This window comes from Sorangium sp. So ce726 (genome assembly GCF_051521405.1).
Classification (GTDB): domain Bacteria; phylum Myxococcota_A; class Polyangia; order Polyangiales; family Polyangiaceae; genus Sorangium.
In genome coordinates, this window is the sequence record NZ_CP150349.1 from 5721687 (window position 1) to 5737608 (window position 15922).

Consider the following 15922-nt stretch of genomic DNA (forward strand, 5'->3'; position numbering starts at 1 on the left):
CGAACCCCCGATCGGGTCCGCCCACTTTCGCACCGGCGGACAACGTAGTCCAAGCGGCGCGCAGTTGGAAGGGGAGCGGTTCAGCCGGACCGGGTTCCACGATGGCGCCACGGCGGTCAGGGGTGGCTCGGCCGTGCGGGGAGCCCGTCCGCGGGCGGGGCGCAGCGCGACGGGGCCTCGACGGACGCCGCGCACGGACATTGCGCCGGCGTGCACGGTTAGCCGACGCCAGAGGCCCACGCGGGCTGCGGCCCCTCACGGCCCCTGCCGCCCGCCCGGATCAACCATCGGGCTGCGGCGCGGAATGCGCGCTGTTTTGGCTGCCGGGGTCACGGCCTTGCCCCCGTCGAGCGCGTCGGAGCAGCACCGGAACCCGACCTGATAGAAGCGGAACCACCGGTTGTGCGTCGACGTGACCGGGCGGCATCGCGAGCGGATCGGCCCCCAGTACCCCCCCTTCAGCGTCGATCGAAACGGCTTCTCGTCCAGCGTGCCGAGCTCATTGTTCACCCACTCGTCGACGTTGCCGGTCATGTCACGCACGCCGAAGGGGCTGACGCACCGGTGCATCTCCCCGGACGCAACCCGGCGATCGAGCCGCTCGACCTCCGCCGAGATCTTCCATGGGTCAGCGAACGTCTCGAGCACCGGCATTGAGATCTTCTTGTCGATGTTGCACGCGTCGGGATCGCGAGCGATCCCGTACGGATAGGGCCACATCTGCGGCCCCTCGCACGCGAACTCCCACTCCTCGCCGGAGCAGAGCCGCTTGCCCTCGATCTCGCAGGCGCGCTTCGCCTCCAGCCAGTTGACCATCACCACGGGGCGGACGCCCTCGATGTTCGGGTACTCGAAGACGTCGATGCAGAAGCGCCGGTGCTGGAGGCGCCCCTCGCAGAGGACCTCCGGCTCGAACCGCGCGCAGATGTCTTTCTCCTCGTCGATGTAAGCGGCGCAGTGATGCCCGACGTACGGGCAATAGATGCCGTCGACGAGCACCATCCCGCCGAGGCAAGCCGTGCGGCTCTCCGGGTCGACGCGCACGTACGCAGGCAGCGGCGGAGGCGCCGGCGGCGCCAGCGCGGGCGCGGGCGGGGCCGGCTCCGGCGGGGCAATGCTCGCAGCCGGAGCCGCGCTCGCCGCCTCGAGCGGCCCAGGCGGCCTCTGGAAGCGGGGGGCAAAGAGGAGCGCGCTCACCAGGGCGGCGACGACGAGGGCGGCGATGAAGGCGATGCGCTCGCGCATGTCAGTCGTACACGCCGTCCTTCTCGCGGTCGCGCTCGATGAAGGGCCGCGGCGGCGGCGTGACGACGCCGTCGACCGTGTCCGCGCAGCAGCGGAAGCCGACCTGGTAGAACTTGAACGTCGGCCCGTGCCCCCCGGTCGTGAGGCGGCAGGTGTTCCGAACAGGACCCCAGTAGCCACCGTTGAGCGTGGCCGGGCGTGCGGTGCCCGGATCGTCGGCGAGGTTGTCGGTCCACTCGTCGACGTTGCCCGAGAGGTCGTACGCCCCGTAGGCGCTGATGCAGTTCGGGTGTGATCCGATCGGGTCGGCCTGCCACAGCCGAGCGATCTCGCCCTCGCGGGTCGCCTCGTCCACCATGGCGTCGATGTCGAACTCGATCGCGGCACGGTCGATGTTGCAGGGGCTGGGCGTGCGCACGAAGCCCCAAGGATACGGCAGGCGCTTCGGTCCTTCGCAAGCGAGCATCCACTCGGAGCGCCGGCACAGCCGCCTGCCGATCGAGGCGCAGAGCGCCTTCGCCTCGTACCAGTCGACGTAGACGCGCGGGAGCTCGCCCACCCGGTTCGGCCACTCGTGGCGATCGACGCAGAAGCGCCGGTGATCCACCGGAGCCCGACAGCGGGCGCCACGCCCGTACTCCGGGCAGCCATGGCCGGCTCCATCGCCGCTGCGGGTGCAGACATACGGGAGGGATGGACAGAAATCGCCCTCAACGAGGGTCATGTCGGCGGGGCACGCAGCGCGCGCCACCGGATCCGCCGCGAAGGGATCGACCAGCGTGGCCACCGCCGCGGCCTGCGGGCTCACGCTTCGCAGAACCGGGGCCGCACCGGGAGGCGAGCCCGTAGCGGGCGCTGCTGCCTCCCCCTGACCAGCGTCCGTGGCGGGTGCATGCGTGGACGATGCTGGTGCTGCGGGCCCGGCAGAACGCGCCGCAGGGGGACCGAGCTCGGAGCGCTCGGACGGAGAGGGCGGCGCGAGCAGCAGCGCGTCGAGCTCAGGGGCGTACCGCGCAAGGAGCGCGACCACGCCGAGCGCAGCGCCGGCGCCGACCGCCATCAGGACACTCCTTGTACGCGCTTCCACCTGCGCGCCCTCTCATAGTCCAGCTCGCAGCGCAGCGACGTGAGAAGAATTGCAAGACAACCGGAAGACCTGGCCCGCGCCGTGCGCGGCGCGTCGCAGCGCGCGACGGGTCGGGGCAACAGAGGCAACAGAGGCAACAGAGGCAACAGAGCAGCGAGCGGCGAGCAGGAGCGGCGCCACGCCCGCTTCCGTGTGTGATAGCTCTCCGGTTCCCCCTATGGATCGACTGGTCGTTCGAGGCGCCCGGCAGCACAACCTCAAGAACGTCAGCGTGTCGCTTCCGCGCGACCGCCTGGTGGTGATCACCGGCCCGAGCGGCTCGGGCAAGTCGTCCCTGGCGTTCGACACCATCTACGCGGAAGGGCAGCGCCGCTATGTCGAGTCGCTCTCCGCCTACGCGCGGCAGTTCCTCGAGCAGCTGTCCAAGCCGGACGTCGAGTCGATCGAGGGCCTCTCGCCCGCCATCGCGATCGAGCAGCGCGCGCTGGCGAAGAGCCCGCGATCGACCGTCGGCACGGTGACCGAGATCTCGGACTACCTCCGCCTGCTCTTCGCGCGGGTCGGCACCCCGCACTGCCCCGCGTGCGGCAAGCGGATCGAAGCCCAGACCGTGCAGCAGATCGTCGACCGCATCCTCGATTTCGGCGACAAGACGCGGGTCACGATCATGGCGCCCATCGCGCGAGGCCGCCGCGGAGAGCTCAAGCTCGACATCGAGCGGCTGCGCCGGGAGGGCTTCGTGCGAGCGCGCATCGACGGCGAGATCGTCGATCTCGGCGACGAGATCGTCCTCGACCGGACGCGCGCGCACGACCTCGATGTGGTCGTGGACCGGATCGTGGTCAAGGACGGCATCAAGGGCCGGCTCACCGACTCCGTCGAGCTCGCGCTCAAGCTGGGCGAGGGCAGGCTGCTCGTCGACATCTCCAGCGAGGGCATGAAGATCGAGCCGCTCTGGATGAGCGAGCGCTTCGCGTGCATCGACTGCGGCATCTCGCTGCCGCCCATCGAGCCGCGGATGTTCTCCTTCAACGGCCCGCACGGCGCGTGCCCCGCCTGCGACGGCATCGGCGCGAGGACCCGCATCGATCCGGACCGCGTGGTCCCCGATCCTCGGCGCACGCTCCGCGAGGGCGCGGTGGTGGCCTGGGGGCGCCGCGGCTCGCTCTCGCTCGCCACCGAGACGGAGCGGGCCGTCACCGCGCTCAGCTGCGATCCGGACGTCCCGTGGGCGAAGCTGCCGGCGGCGGTGCGACAGGCGATCCTCGAGGGGAGCGACGCCCAGGGCGCCGGCGGCCGGGGGAAGAAGAGGGCCGCCTACGAGGGGATCATCCCGCGGCTCGAGCGCCTGCTGAGCAGCGGCGAGCCCGCCCTCGCCGACGAGGAGGAGGCCGATCCCGACGAGGACAGCGCCGCGCTCTCCGACGAGATCGGCCGCTTCGTCATCACGCGCGTGTGCGACGCCTGCGACGGCAGGCGCCTGCGCCCGGAGGCGCTCGCCGTGCGCCTCGGGGATCGCAACATCGCGGACGTCGGCACCCTGCCGCTGCGCACGCTGCGCGTCTTCCTCGAGGGCCTCATGCCGCCGAAGGACGGGGCGCCGCGGGCCTCCGCCAATGGGCAGGCCGCGGGCGAGGCCCCGGTCGACGGGGCGCTCGCGCCGCGCGAGCGCGCGATCGCCGAGCCGCTGCTCCGGGCGGTGATCGCCCGCCTCGGGTTCCTCATCGACGTCGGGCTCGACTACCTCACGCTCGACCGCTCCGCGCAGACCCTCTCCGGCGGCGAGGGGCAGCGCATCCGCCTCGCGACGCAGATCGGGGCCGCGCTCGTCGGCGTGCTCTACGTGCTCGACGAGCCCTCGGTGGGCCTGCACGCGCGCGACAACACGCGCCTGCTCGAGGCGCTCAGGCGGCTCGTGGACCTCGGCAACACCGTGGTCGTCGTCGAGCACGATCGAGACGCGATCCTCGCGGCCGACCACATCGTGGACATGGGCCCGGGCGCGGGCGTGCACGGCGGCAACGTCGTGGCGCAGGGCACGCCGGAGGAGCTGAGCGCCGATCCGGCGTCGATCACGGGCCCCTACCTCAGCGGCAAGAAGCAGCTGGCGATCCCCACGAAGCGCCGGCGCCCCGACGGGCGCTTCATCCGCGTGAGCGGCGCGCGGGCCCACAACCTCCTCAACGTCACGGCCGAGATCCCCGTCGGCCTCTTCTGCACGGTCACCGGCGTGTCCGGCTCGGGCAAGTCGAGCCTCATCGTCGACACGCTGCTGCCGGCCGCGAAGAACGAGCTGTACAGGAGCTCCGCCCCGATCGGCGCGTGCGACGGCATCGAGGGCCTCTCGCACATCGACAAGGTCATCTCGATCGATCAGGCCCCGATCGGCCGCACGCCGCGGTCCAACCCGGCGACGTACACGGGGGTCTTCGGGCTCCTCCGCGAGCTCTACGCGGGCCTGCCGGAGGCGAGGACGCGCGGGTACAAGGCGGGCCGCTTCTCGTTCAACGTGAAGGGCGGCCGCTGCGAGGCCTGCCAGGGCGACGGCGTGCTCCGGATCGAGATGCACTTCCTGCCCGACATCTTCGTGACGTGCGAGACGTGCGGCGGCCGCCGGTACAACCGCGAGACGCTCGAGGTGCTCTACCGCGGGATGTCGATCGCCGACGCGCTCGATCTGACGGTCGAGCAGGCGATCGACCAGTTCGAGGCGCTCCCCCGCGTCCGGGAGCGGCTCGCCGCGCTCGCGCGGGTCGGCCTCGGCTACATCACGCTGGGGCAACCCGCGACGACGCTCTCGGGCGGCGAGGCGCAGCGCGTGAAGCTCGCGCGCGAGCTCGCGCGCAAGGCCACCGGCCGCACCCTCTACGTGCTCGACGAGCCGACGACGGGCCTGCACTTCTCGGACATCGAGGTGCTCACCGCGAGCCTGATGAGCCTGCGCGACGCCGGGAACACCGTCCTCGTGATCGAGCACAACCTCGACGTGATCGCCTGCAGCGACTGGGTGATCGACCTCGGCCCCGAGGGCGGCGAGCGCGGCGGGACGATCGTCGCCGCTGGCACCCCGGAGGACATCACGCAGGAGGAGGCGTCCTTCACCGGCGCGTACCTGCGCGACGTGCTCGCGGCGTCGAAGCGCCGCACCCCACAGCAGCCGCGCGGCCGCGCAGTCGCCCGCAAATAGCAGAACGGGCGTGGCCCCGTCCGGTCCGCACGATGTGGACCGAGAGCAGGAGCGCACGCCCGACGGCGCGGAGGCACCCTCGCGCAAGGAGGCGGCCGACGGGCGGCCTCCTCGCGCGGCGCAGCGTCAGCCGTAGTCCTTCTCGACCCTCTCCTGGTCCTCTTTGCAGCGGATGCACAGGGTCGTCTCGGGGCGCGCCTCGAGGCGCTTCGCCGAGATCTCTTCCTCACACTCCTCGCACTTGCCGAACGAGCCGTCCTCGATCTTCACAAGCGCCTTGTGGATCTTGTCGAGGAACGACTTCTCGCGGCCACGGAGCCGGAACGTGAACGACTGCAGGTACTCGCTCGACGCGAGGTCCATCTCGTCAGGGAGATCGTTCGCGTCGAGCATCATGTCCTCGGTCAGCGTTTGCTTGGCCTTCTTGACGATCTCGTCGCGCTTCGTCTCAAGCAGGGTCTTGAACTTTTTCAGCTGGGCCTTGTTCATAGGTCCTCTCGCGTCGAATGCGCCGTTCGGCGCTGCCGTCTGAGCTCCCTGGCGCATGCAAGCCGCGGGGCGCTGACCCCGGCTGCCGGGACGGGGCTTACGGCTCCGCGACATGTCCGGAGAGGCCAGACAGCCCCCCGAAATTGCGAGGCGCGGGATTCTAGGCGTGGGAGCCGAGCCCGTCAACGACGCCTCCGTCGCAGGCAGAGATCGCCCGATCTCATCGCGGCCGACGCCTCTCGATTCGCCATCGGTCGCCATCAAGCCCGCGACCGACCGGACGCTGCGGCATCAGTCGGCATCGGTTGTCGGGACAGCGTGGAAAGCATCTGCGGGAAGTCCCCGAGCCGCCGGAAAAGGCGGCGGACTTGGCCTCAAACCCGCATGCTCACCACAGAGCACGCCGGAAATGAGACGCAGCGGACGGTTTGACGAAAGGCAGCTCACGTGGAACAAATTTATCCCATATTGCTGGATTTCGATCAGAACCGAACCCCTGTCCGTCCCCGCGATGCCTCCACGGTGATCGTCCTCCGTGACGGTCGTGCTGGAATCGAGGTGTTCTGCGTTCGCCGCCACGCGAGCTCGAGCTTCATGGGGGGCGCCGTGGTGTTCCCTGGTGGGAAGGTGGACGCGCAGGACGGCGCGGAAGTCTGGAGGGATCGGGCGACCGAGCCACCGGCGCGCGCCGCTGCGTTCGCGACGGGCGAGACGCCGACGCGAGCGCTGTGCGTGGCCGCGTGCCGCGAGACGCTGGAGGAGGGGTCCATCCTGCCGACCGATCTGCCGCTGTCCGGCGACGAAGTCGACGCGGTGGGGCGGGAGCTCGCCGCCGGGGCGCCGCTCGATGCGGTCCTCGCGCGGCGAGGCCTGAAGCTCGCCCTCGCGGCGCTCGTCCCGTGGGCGCGGTGGATCACGCCTGTCGCCGAGGCGCGGCGCTTCGACGCGCGCTTCTTCCTGCTACCGCTACCGCCAGGCCAGATCGGGCGGCACGACGGGCACGAGACGACGATGAGCTTCTGGGCAGCGCCGTCCGAGATCCTGGAGCGCGCCGCGCGTGGGGAGATCCTTCTCGCTCCGCCGACTTCACGCACGCTCGAGCTGCTCGCCGCGGTCGTGGACGTGCGCAGCGCTGTGGCGCTCGCGGAACGCCAGTCGCTCTTGCCGATCTGTCCGCGCTTCGTCCCGGGCGATGGGGCCGAGCCGCCCTACCTGGCGCTGCCAGGCGACCCTTCGCACGAGGCCCGCGATCGGCGCACCGAGGGTCCGACCCGTTATGTCCTGCGCAACGGGCGCTTCGTCGCCGAAGAATGCTGCGCACATGGATCCCTGATCCACATCAAACAGGAACGAGAGCCAGATCCACCCGTGCCGACCAGCTTCGACACCCCCCAGACGAATGCCCCCTCCGTGCCGGCGACGCCTGATCTCGAGGAGTGAGCCATGGAAACGAACCCGAAAGAGAACACGACGCAGCCCGAGCTGTTCACCGCGAGCGACGTCGCGCGCTTCTGTCAGGTGGACCTCAAAACCATCCACAATTGGGCGGACAAGGGGGAGATCCGCCACTTCCGCACGCCCGGACGGCACCTCCGCTTCCGGCGGCTGGACGTGCTCGATTTCCTCCGAAAGTACGGCTACCCGATCCCGGAGATCCTCCGGATGGGCAAGCCGAAGGTCGTCGTGGTCGACGACGATCCCTCCGTCCTCGCCGCGCTCCGCAAGACGCTGTCGCGGAGGTTCGACCTGACGACGTTCCAGGATCCGTTCGACGCGCTCGTCGCGGTGGGCAACCTCCAGCCCGACGCGCTCATCCTGGACATCATGATGCCGGGCCTCGACGGCGTGCGCTGCCTGGAGCGGCTCCGCTCCATCGACGCAACCTCGCACATCCGCTGCATCGTGTACTCGAACCACGAGGACATGAAGAAGAACGCGACCGAGGCCGGCGCCTACGACTTCATCAAGAAGGGCGAGGCCAGCGAGCTGCGCGACTCGCTCGAGCGGCTCATGGGCCTCGAGCGAGGGTGACGCCTGCGCGGGCGACGCCCGCGCAGGCCAGCGGCGCCCCTCACTTGCCCTCGCGGTAGGCGCGGATCGCGTTCACGATGGCGTCCGCCATCTTCTGCCGGAAGTCGGCGGTCGCGAGGCGAGCCTCGTCCTCGGGGTTCGAGATGAACGCGGTCTCGAACAGCGCGGCCGGCATGTCGGCGCCCGCGAGGACGAAGAAGCCCGCGCCTCTGACGCCCTGATCCTTCGTGTCGGGGTAGCGAGGCGAGAGCGAGGCGAGCGACGACCGCTGGAGGAGCTCGGCGAAGTGGCGCGAGCGGGCCGCCATGTCGCCGACGTTGAGGTTCGACAGGATCGCCGCCACCTCGAGGCGGGCGCCGGGATCACCTGGGTCCACGCCCTGCCCTCCCCGCTCGGCGCGGGCGGCGTTCTCGCGCGCCGCGAGCTGCGCCGACGTCGCCTCGCCGTCGTGAGGGGCCGCGAGCGAGAACGTCTGCACCCCACGAGCGCGGCCGTTCTCGCTCGCGTTGCAGTGGATCGAGACGAACAGGTCGGCGTGGAACGCGTTCGCCCGCGCGGTGCGGAGCTCCAGCGGGACGTAGGTGTCGCTGTCCCGCGTGAGGAGCGTCTCGATCTTGAGCTCGCGCGCGAGGAGCGGGGCGACGCGGTGGGCGACGTCGAGCGTCACGTCCTTCTCCTTCAACCCGGTGGGGCCGACGGCGCCGGTGTCGTTGCCGCCGTGCCCCGGGTCGATCGCGACGCGCCGGACCTCCCGCGCGCCGCCGGGGTTGTCCTTGTCGTCGCGCAACGGAGCGCGGGTGCTCACGTCGACGACGATCCGGAACGGATCGGGGAGGTAGAAGATCCGGCGGTGCAGGTTGGCGGCGAGATCGAGGACGACGCGCGTTCCATCCGGCTGGACGCCGACGCGCACCCGCCGCAGGACGCCGCCGACCTCGATCTCCCGCGCGATACCGCGCGACGTCGCCCTCGCGATGTCGACGAACACGCGCGCGTCCTTGCCGGCGCTCTGGTCCGCCGCGAGCGTGCCGACGTCGAACGTCGTCGGCGCGGAGAGCTCGACCACGACGCGCGCCCCTTTGTCCGAGCCGTGTCGCTCGATCGAGGTGATCTTCACCGGGCCGGTGGGCGCGGCCGGCGCCCGGGGGGCGACGACGACGTCGCCGGTGGCTTCGGCGGTCGTCACCTGCACCGGCGCTGCGCCCGCGGAGCTCGCGGGCGCGGCGGAGGAGCCCGGCGCGGGCCCCGATGCGAGCGCGAGCGCGACGCCCTCGACGCGGTGTCCCTCCTGCTCCAGCGCGCGCAGCGCATCCCCGCTGGGCCGGTAGGCAGCGGCTTGCGCGAGCGCGAGCGCGAGCGCGCCCAGGCACTGCGAGCGCGGCCCGCCGCCGGACGGCGCGGGCGGGGCGAGGGCCGCGTAGCGCCGCGAGACCAGGTAGAGCTCGCGGTACGCGACGGCCGCGTCGTGAGCGAGCTCGCCGGCCAGCAGCGCGCGGCGGCGCTCGGCCTGGCACGCGCGCTCGACGTGGGCCGGATCGGCCGAGGCGCGGAAGGCCGTCGCCGCAGCGCCGTAGAGCTCCATCGCCTCGCGCGCGTCGGTGACCGCCTGATCGAGGCGGAAGAGCCGCACTCGAAGATCGCCGGCCAGCTCCGCGAGCGAGGCCGCCTGCGCCGGCGCCCCGGCCCGCGATGACGCGATGGCGACGGCATCGGCGAGGGCGACCGTCTCGGCGCGGGGGGGTAGGAGCGCAGCCGGATCGAGCAGCGCGGCGGCGCGCTCCTCGTCGGAGATGCCGGCGGGCGCAGCCGGCGCGCTGCCCTCCGCGCTGCATCCGACGGTGGCGTGCGTCACCACTGCAAAAAGCGCGATCGCCGCGAACGCCGGGGCGCTACGATGCAACGGCGCCGGGCTGGTGTGCTGTCGGCTCGCCAGTTCAGCCCCGCGCGCCGAGCGACTGGCGATGCGTCCAGGAGGTTTCACGTGCCCGACCTCACGCCCACTTCATCCACAGGACCCCTCTACGCGGACCGCGCGTCGGGGGAGAGGTTTGCCGACGCGACGAGCATGGTCAACGCGTATCTCGCCCGGTACAACGCGAGCTCTCAGGGCGGGGCCAGATCGCCGAGCGGGGCTGGCGCCAGCACGCTCGACGAGACGGGATACGCGCAGCTTCAGCACGGGAGCGCGACGATCGGCGTCAACGTGCTGGAGGCTCAGGGCGTCCTGATGGTCTTCTCTCCCATCATGGCCGTCCCCCTGAGCGGGCGCGAGGCCTTCTACCGGCGTCTCCTGGAGCTCAGCTTCATCACCACCTCCGACGCAGCCTTCGCGATCGACAAATCGCGCAACGAGGTGGTGGTGCGCTGTCTGCGGCGCCTCAGCGCGCTCGAGTACGAAGAGTTCGAGGATATCGTCACGACGGTGAGCCAGGTCGCCGACACTTGGGATGACGCGCTGCTGCGCGAGGTGCGCGGCGGGTGAGCCGTTGGCGGTAGTTTCCAGGGGCGCCAGGGGGGCGCGCGTTCCCGCCGTGCGCGGCAGCCCGTGATGCGCCGATCCGTCGCGAGATTGCGGTGCAGCAGACGCGGGTGGTAAGTTCCTCACCGCGATGACTGCGGGGGAGCAACCGACGACCGCGGAACCTGGTGAGCGCTCCCTCTCTGCCGAGGAGGCGGAGCGGATCGCAGCGTCGATCCGGCCATCCTGGGAGGGGTTCGACGAGCTGTCGGGCGCCCGAGGCGACCCGCGCGGCGGCGCCGTTGCTCAGGAGCCCGGCGCATCCACTGCGAAATCGTCGGAAGCCCAGGCGGCCGCCCCCGCCGAAGCGCCGGCGGTGAAGCCTGGACCGGCGGTGGCGCCTTCTCCTGCTGCACCTGCGGCGCCCACGACGCGCGTGCTCGAAGCCCCCCCAGCCGGCGCGGCCGGCGTGTCCGACACCGTGATCGAGGGGGTCCCGACCATCGCCATCGGTGACGACCCGCCGGGGCCGCCCGCGGCGGGGGCCACGTCCCGCGACGCGGGCGCGGCGGGGGCCGGTGATCAGGCCAGCCCCGCGCCTCAGCCGCTCATCGACGCCCGGACAGGCGGCGGCGCCGCCGACGCGGGCGCCCCGATCGCGCTCGAGGGCGGCGCCGTGACGCGGGATCAGCCCCCTGCGCCAGCCGGGAAAACGCAGGCAGGAATGGGTGAGCCGGCAGAGGCGGGCGCGTCGCCGGCCGCGCCGGACGCCGCGTCCGGCGCGCACGCCGCTGAGCCACAGCCGCGGGTGGACCGGTCCCCCGCCCCGCCCCCGGAGAATGAACCGCCGTCGGCGCGGCCGGCGCGCAGGGGCTCCCGCGCGGCGCAGCCGGCCAGGGAGAGCGCGGATACCGTGGCCGCGTCCGGCGTCCGCACGGAAGACCACGATCCGATCGAGCTCCCCGTGTCCACGCCGAACAAGACGGCGCTGCGGATCGTGCTCGCCCTCGCGGGCGTGGCGTTGCTGCTCGTCGTTGTTCGCACCTTGCGTCAAGACGACGCCGGAGAGGATCCCGGGCCCCCGGCGGCGTCGTCGGTAGCGGAGACCCCCGCCGCAGCGACCACGCCCCCCGCCGCCTCGCAGGCGCCTCCCGGTGCGTCGACCGCCGCCGCGGGTGCGGACGACGGCGCCTCGCCGGCGCCGAGCGCCTCAGCGCTGGCGCCGCCTCCGGCTCCCGCGGCGACAACATCTGCCACCGCGACGCCGTCTGCCTCTGTAGCGACGCCTCCTGCAGCCACGGCGCCCGCTTCTGCCGCGGCGCCCGCTTCCACCGGGAGCGCAGCGACGCCCGCGGTACCAGCGACCAGGCCGAAGGCGGCGCCCCCTGCACAGAGGCCTGCGCCTCCAGCACCGGCGCAGCGCGGCACGAGCTCGCCCGGAGGCAGCAAGGGCGGCGGCATCATCCGCGATGCGCCGTTCTGAAGCGCACCTCTTTCTCGCCTCGGCAGCGAGGCCTGCTGCAATCGTTACGTTTCGCGGGCGCCGACGAGGCGAAGCCCGATCTGAGGAGCCATGAAAACACGCGCCTGCGCCCCAGTCCTCCTGCTCTCGCTGATCGCTCCCGCCGTGCTCACCGAGGCCGGGCTCCCCCCTTCTCTCTTCAGCGAACCGCTGAGCTTCGCGCAACCGTCCGATCCCGTGACCGAGGTCGCGCGCCAGCGCTACGAGGAAGGGGTCAAGGCGTACGACGGCGGTCGGTTCGAGGAGGCACGCACCGCCTTCCTTCAGGTCTACGCGCTCAAGCGACACCCGGCCGTGCTCCTCAACCTCGGACAGAGCGAGCTTCGCTCCAATCACCTCGAAGACGCCGGCAAGCATCTGCAGCAGTTCCTGCGCGAGCACGCCGCGGCGACCCCGGAGCAGCGTGCCGCAGCGGAGAAGGCGATCGCCGATGTGAAGCGGAAGACCGGCTTCCTCGTCGTGACGGCCGACGCGAATGGCGCGGACATCAGCGTGGACGGCGTCCTCATCGGCAAGGCGCCGCTGCTCGATCCGGTGTTCGTGACGCCCGGCAAGCACACCTTGTTCGCGACCTACCTGGACCGATCCGCGACCACCCAGGTGGACGCGAAGGTCGGCACAGCGACGCCCGCGACGCTCACCCTGGGAACGACCGGTGCGACGCCCGCGACGCCGCCTGTCGGCGCGCCAACCCCGGCGACGCCGACCGGTGCGCCCACCTCAGCCCCCCCGGCTGCCGTGCCGACACCGCCGGCACAGCCTCCAGCGACGAACATCGCGCAGCCGGCGCCGGGCGCGCCCGCTCCCGGCGCGACGCCTCCTGGCGCAGGCGCACCGAGCCCCTCACCATCACCAGCAGCGCCGACGGGCTCCGGCGGCTTCAGCGTCTCCACGAGCAGCACGATGGGCTCGATGGGCCCAGCGCAGGCCTCTGGCGGACGCGAGCCGTTCTTCCACTGGTACGCTCGCAAGCCGCTCGCCTGGGCGGGGACCGGCGTCGCCGGCGTCGGCCTGGTCATGGGGATCGTCGGCTCGGCCATCACGGTGGACGCACGCAGCAGCGCCGACGACATCGGGCAGCAGATCGAGACGTACGTCGCGGGTCACCAGAGCGCGATCCCCGCGAACCGCAGGTCTCAGCCCTGTGGAGCGCGCGAAGATCCGTCGGGCGACCTCCCCGACTTCAGGAACGCGTGCGGAAAGCTGCGCGAGAAGCTCGACCGCTTTGACGGCGCGGTCCCTTGGGCAATCACAGGGTGGGTCCTCTTCGGCGTCGGGGTCGTCGGCACCGCGACCTACGCCATGATCGATTGGTACCCGCAGAAGCAGCAGACCGCGGCCGACGGACCGCGCATCACCGCGATCGCGCCGTTCGTGGCGCCCGGTCAAGCCACGCTCAGCGTCGCAGGCGCCTTCTAGCGCTGCAGTCCGGTACGCGCGCGCCGCGGCCCGAGCTCACGTCTCCCTCGCGACACGGAGCAGATCCCGCATTGTCGAGCGCGGGACATCCGCAAGCCGCGCCGCGGCGCTGACGTTGCCGCCCACCTCCTCGAAGGCGCGGAGCGCATCGGCGGGCGTGATCTTCCGGCGGACCGGGGGCTCGCGATCGGCGAGGACCGCCGTGATGTGCTCGGGCAGCACACGGCCGTGCGCGCGGAGCGCGGCTTGAATGAGCACGTTCCGCAGCTCGCGGACGTTGCCTTGCCAGCGGTGCGCCCTCAGCGCGGCGAGCGCCCCAGGGGACAGCTGGCGCCGGCCAATCTCGGACCTCGCCAAGAGGTGCTCGGCCAGGAGCGGGATATCGTCGGGCCGATCGCGCAGCGCGGGGAGCTGGATACGGCACACCGCCAGGCGCTCGTAGAGATCGGCGCGGAAGCGACGCTCACTGACGAGGGTCTCCAGGGGCTCGCAGGTGGCGACGACGAGCCGCACGTTGACCTGCGTCGCCCTCTCCGCGCCCAGCGGGCGGACCATCCCCTCCTCCACGACGCGCAGCAGCTTCGCCTGGACTTCCAGCGAGAGCGCCGCGATCTCGTCGAGGAAGAGCGTCCCCTGGTTGGCCTCGACGAACGCCCCCTGACGCTCCCGAACCGCGCCGGTGAACGCGCCCCGACGGTGGCCGAACAGCTCGGACTCCGCGAGCTCCCGCAGGATCGTCGCGGCGTTGAGGACCACGAACGGCCGGTCGGCCCGGGTGCTCTCCGCGTGGATCGCCCGGGCCACGACGTCCTTGCCCGTACCCGACTCGCCGCGCAGCAGCACGGGGAGCTGCAGCGGCGCAACCCGCCGCACCGTCGCGGCGAGCTGCCGCATGGGCCGCGAGCGGCCGATGAGCCCGGGGAGCGGCGGCCCATCCTCCTCGATCACCGGCACTTTTCGAGCCGCCTCGACGCACATCGCCGTGCGACCGATCTCGAAGCAGCCGCCAGGAACGAGCATCGCCTGCCGCACGCGGACGCCGCCGACGCGAACGCCGTTGCGAGAGCCGAGGTCCGTCACCTCGATCGATGCGCCGCGGTGCGCGACGCGGCAGTGCCTGGCGCTCACCGCGGCATCGTCGAGCCTCACGTCCGCAGCCGGAGCGCTGCCCAGGATGAGCTCGGCCCCCGGCGCGACGGCGATGCGCACCGGAGCGCCTCCTCCGGGGTGCTCGCAGCGGAGCCACACCGTGGCGAGCGCGTCGCTATCGTCCACGAGCTCGAGCGTGACGTCCCGGGTCGAGAAGGAATCGCCGCCGCGTACGCCAGGGTCCGATCGATCGCCGGGCGCTCCCGGCAATGCCATGAGGGGTGCGGCCGGCGCCGCGGGCGGCGCGGACGCCATATCGCGGTGCGCAGAGGTGAGGGGTCTGGAAGGGCTGTCGTGGTCGCTGCGGATCGGTGCGTTGTCCATGTCCAGGAGATCTGTCGTCGGGACGCGTGGCGCAGTTGCGTCGAGTTGCGTCGCCCGCGCCGCCCGGGCGACATTCCTGCTCATCGGCACGCGCCCCCTTTGCGCTCTGGACCGCGCTGTTCTAGAGGCCGTTCGTGAGATCGCGCTCGACAAGGTGGACCGCGCCCATGCTCGGCGTGGCGGCAGCGGGCTGGGTGCTCTCGGCCAACCAGGCCCTCGCCCAGCCCGCAGATCAGACGACGGCCGCAGCCGAGGAAGAAGAGGAGGCCGGGCCGGAAGCCGGGGTGAAGCGCCCCGCCGGGCCCGACGAGCGAAGCGGACACCTCCTGCTCCAGGGACGGGCCGGGTTCAGCCAGCCCTTCGGCGGCGTGGCCGCCGGTCAACCGGTCACCGACACGGTCTCGGGCGGGCTCGCCTTCGGCGCCAACCTCGGCATCGGCTTGAGCCGCGTGACCGTCCTGGAAGCAAGCGGCTCCTACACCCTGCTCCCGGCAGCGGCAGGCTGCAGCGACTGCTCCGGCCGAAGCCTCGACCTGGGTCTGGGGTTCGTCTACCACGTCGCCCAGGGGATCGCGGTCGACCCCTGGATCAGCTACGGCGTGGGGTACCGGCGAGCGGTCTTCACGTGGCCGGAGGCCTCCGCGGCCGGTTCAATCGAGACCGATCATGTGTTCCACGGTCTCGATGTCGCCCGCGTCGCGCTGGGCGCCGACTTCTACCCGGCGCCGATCCTCGGCGTCGGTGTGTTCGCCGAGCTCGACGCCGGCACCTACCTCTCGCGCCCTGACGAGGGTTCCGACCCCACGGCTTACGGATTCTTCCAGTTCGGTGTGCGCCTCGCGCTGGATCCCCTACCCCGGGGCACGCGACCACCGGCAGCCTCGGCCGGTACATCACCGAGGATCGCCGCTCAGGCGACCGGCTCCCAGGGAGCAGCCCGCCGCTAAAGCAGCCGGAATGTGGGCGGTCCAGAGCGAGGGGCAGGTATAATCTGCCGCGAATGGGCGAGTT

Annotated in this window: 12 protein-coding genes; 7 read left to right on the forward strand and 5 right to left on the reverse strand. The window is 71.9% G+C overall.

Annotated elements, in window-relative coordinates; translation table 11 throughout:
* Window positions 1-255: 255 nt before the first annotated feature.
* The gene (locus tag WME79_RS21350) at window positions 256-1245 is read right to left on the reverse strand and encodes a formylglycine-generating enzyme family protein (protein ID WP_437538480.1); all 990 of its coding nucleotides are present in this window, start codon (window positions 1243-1245) and stop codon (window positions 256-258) included.
* 1 nt (window position 1246) lies between these two features.
* Complete coding sequence (locus WME79_RS21355) at window positions 1247-2305, reverse strand: SUMF1/EgtB/PvdO family nonheme iron enzyme (RefSeq protein ID WP_437538481.1); 1059 nt, start codon at window positions 2303-2305, stop codon at window positions 1247-1249.
* A gap of 244 nt (window positions 2306-2549) precedes the next feature.
* Here WME79_RS21355 and uvrA point away from each other — a divergent pair, with 244 nt between their 5' ends.
* Window positions 2550-5519 (forward strand): excinuclease ABC subunit UvrA, encoded by a 2970-nt coding sequence (uvrA, locus tag WME79_RS21360; protein WP_437538482.1) that lies wholly within the window; start codon window positions 2550-2552, stop codon window positions 5517-5519.
* 126 nt (window positions 5520-5645) lie between these two features.
* Here uvrA and WME79_RS21365 read toward each other — a convergent pair whose 3' ends face one another.
* Window positions 5646-6008 carry a TraR/DksA family transcriptional regulator gene (locus tag WME79_RS21365; protein ID WP_437538483.1) on the reverse strand — a complete coding sequence of 121 codons (363 nt, stop codon included), beginning with the start codon at window positions 6006-6008 and terminating at the stop codon, window positions 5646-5648.
* Window positions 6009-6455: 447 nt separating this feature from the next.
* Here WME79_RS21365 and WME79_RS21370 point away from each other — a divergent pair, with 447 nt between their 5' ends.
* Together WME79_RS21370 and WME79_RS21375 are read left to right on the forward strand one after the other, a co-directional pair.
* On the forward strand, window positions 6456-7448 hold the full coding sequence (locus tag WME79_RS21370; protein WP_437538484.1) for an NUDIX hydrolase: 993 nt from the start codon (window positions 6456-6458) through the stop codon (window positions 7446-7448).
* 3 nt (window positions 7449-7451) lie between these two features.
* The gene (locus tag WME79_RS21375) at window positions 7452-8039 is read left to right on the forward strand and encodes a response regulator (RefSeq protein WP_437300818.1); all 588 of its coding nucleotides are present in this window, start codon (window positions 7452-7454) and stop codon (window positions 8037-8039) included.
* Between the two features lie 40 nt (window positions 8040-8079).
* Here WME79_RS21375 and WME79_RS21380 read toward each other — a convergent pair whose 3' ends face one another.
* On the reverse strand, window positions 8080-9891 hold the full coding sequence (locus WME79_RS21380) for an N-acetylmuramoyl-L-alanine amidase (protein ID WP_437538485.1): 1812 nt from the start codon (window positions 9889-9891) through the stop codon (window positions 8080-8082).
* Window positions 9892-10104: 213 nt separating this feature from the next.
* Here WME79_RS21380 and WME79_RS21385 point away from each other — a divergent pair, with 213 nt between their 5' ends.
* The 3 genes from WME79_RS21385 (at window position 10105) to WME79_RS21395 (ending at window position 13438) form a co-directional block, all read left to right on the forward strand.
* A complete protein-coding gene (locus WME79_RS21385) occupies window positions 10105-10521 on the forward strand; it encodes a YbjN domain-containing protein (protein WP_437538486.1) in 417 nt (138 codons plus the stop codon).
* 352 nt (window positions 10522-10873) lie between these two features.
* Window positions 10874-11980, forward strand: a complete 1107-nt coding sequence (locus WME79_RS21390; RefSeq protein ID WP_437538487.1) for a hypothetical protein — start codon at window positions 10874-10876, stop codon at window positions 11978-11980.
* A 90-nt stretch (window positions 11981-12070) separates the two neighbouring features.
* Window positions 12071-13438, forward strand: coding sequence for a hypothetical protein (locus WME79_RS21395; RefSeq protein ID WP_437538488.1), 1368 nt, complete (start codon window positions 12071-12073; stop codon window positions 13436-13438).
* A gap of 36 nt (window positions 13439-13474) precedes the next feature.
* On the opposite strand, the gene WME79_RS21400 is transcribed toward WME79_RS21395, so the two are convergent.
* Entirely contained in the window at window positions 13475-14911 is a 1437-nt protein-coding gene (locus WME79_RS21400; protein WP_437538489.1) for a sigma 54-interacting transcriptional regulator, read from the reverse strand.
* Window positions 14912-15078: 167 nt separating this feature from the next.
* On the opposite strand from WME79_RS21400, the gene WME79_RS21405 reads away from it, so the two are divergent.
* A complete protein-coding gene (locus tag WME79_RS21405; protein ID WP_437538490.1) occupies window positions 15079-15858 on the forward strand; it encodes a hypothetical protein in 780 nt (259 codons plus the stop codon).
* The last annotated feature ends 64 nt before the right edge of the window (window positions 15859-15922 follow it).

Excerpts from the sequence above, each read along its gene's own strand:
- WME79_RS21405 (WP_437538490.1), top strand. The coding sequence starts at position 15,079 with ATGCTCGGCGTGGCGGCAGCGGGCTGGGTGCTCTCGGCCAACCAGGCC.
- WME79_RS21400 (WP_437538489.1), bottom strand. The coding sequence starts at position 14,911 with ATGGACAACGCACCGATCCGCAGCGACCACGACAGCCCTTCCAGACCC.
- WME79_RS21355 (WP_437538481.1), bottom strand. The coding sequence starts at position 2,305 with ATGGCGGTCGGCGCCGGCGCTGCGCTCGGCGTGGTCGCGCTCCTTGCG.
- WME79_RS21350 (WP_437538480.1), bottom strand. The coding sequence starts at position 1,245 with ATGCGCGAGCGCATCGCCTTCATCGCCGCCCTCGTCGTCGCCGCCCTG.
- WME79_RS21395 (WP_437538488.1), top strand. The coding sequence starts at position 12,071 with ATGAAAACACGCGCCTGCGCCCCAGTCCTCCTGCTCTCGCTGATCGCT.
- WME79_RS21385 (WP_437538486.1), top strand. The coding sequence starts at position 10,105 with ATGGTCAACGCGTATCTCGCCCGGTACAACGCGAGCTCTCAGGGCGGG.
- WME79_RS21365 (WP_437538483.1), bottom strand. The coding sequence starts at position 6,008 with ATGAACAAGGCCCAGCTGAAAAAGTTCAAGACCCTGCTTGAGACGAAG.
- uvrA (WP_437538482.1), top strand. The coding sequence starts at position 2,550 with ATGGATCGACTGGTCGTTCGAGGCGCCCGGCAGCACAACCTCAAGAAC.
- WME79_RS21375 (WP_437300818.1), top strand. The coding sequence starts at position 7,452 with ATGGAAACGAACCCGAAAGAGAACACGACGCAGCCCGAGCTGTTCACC.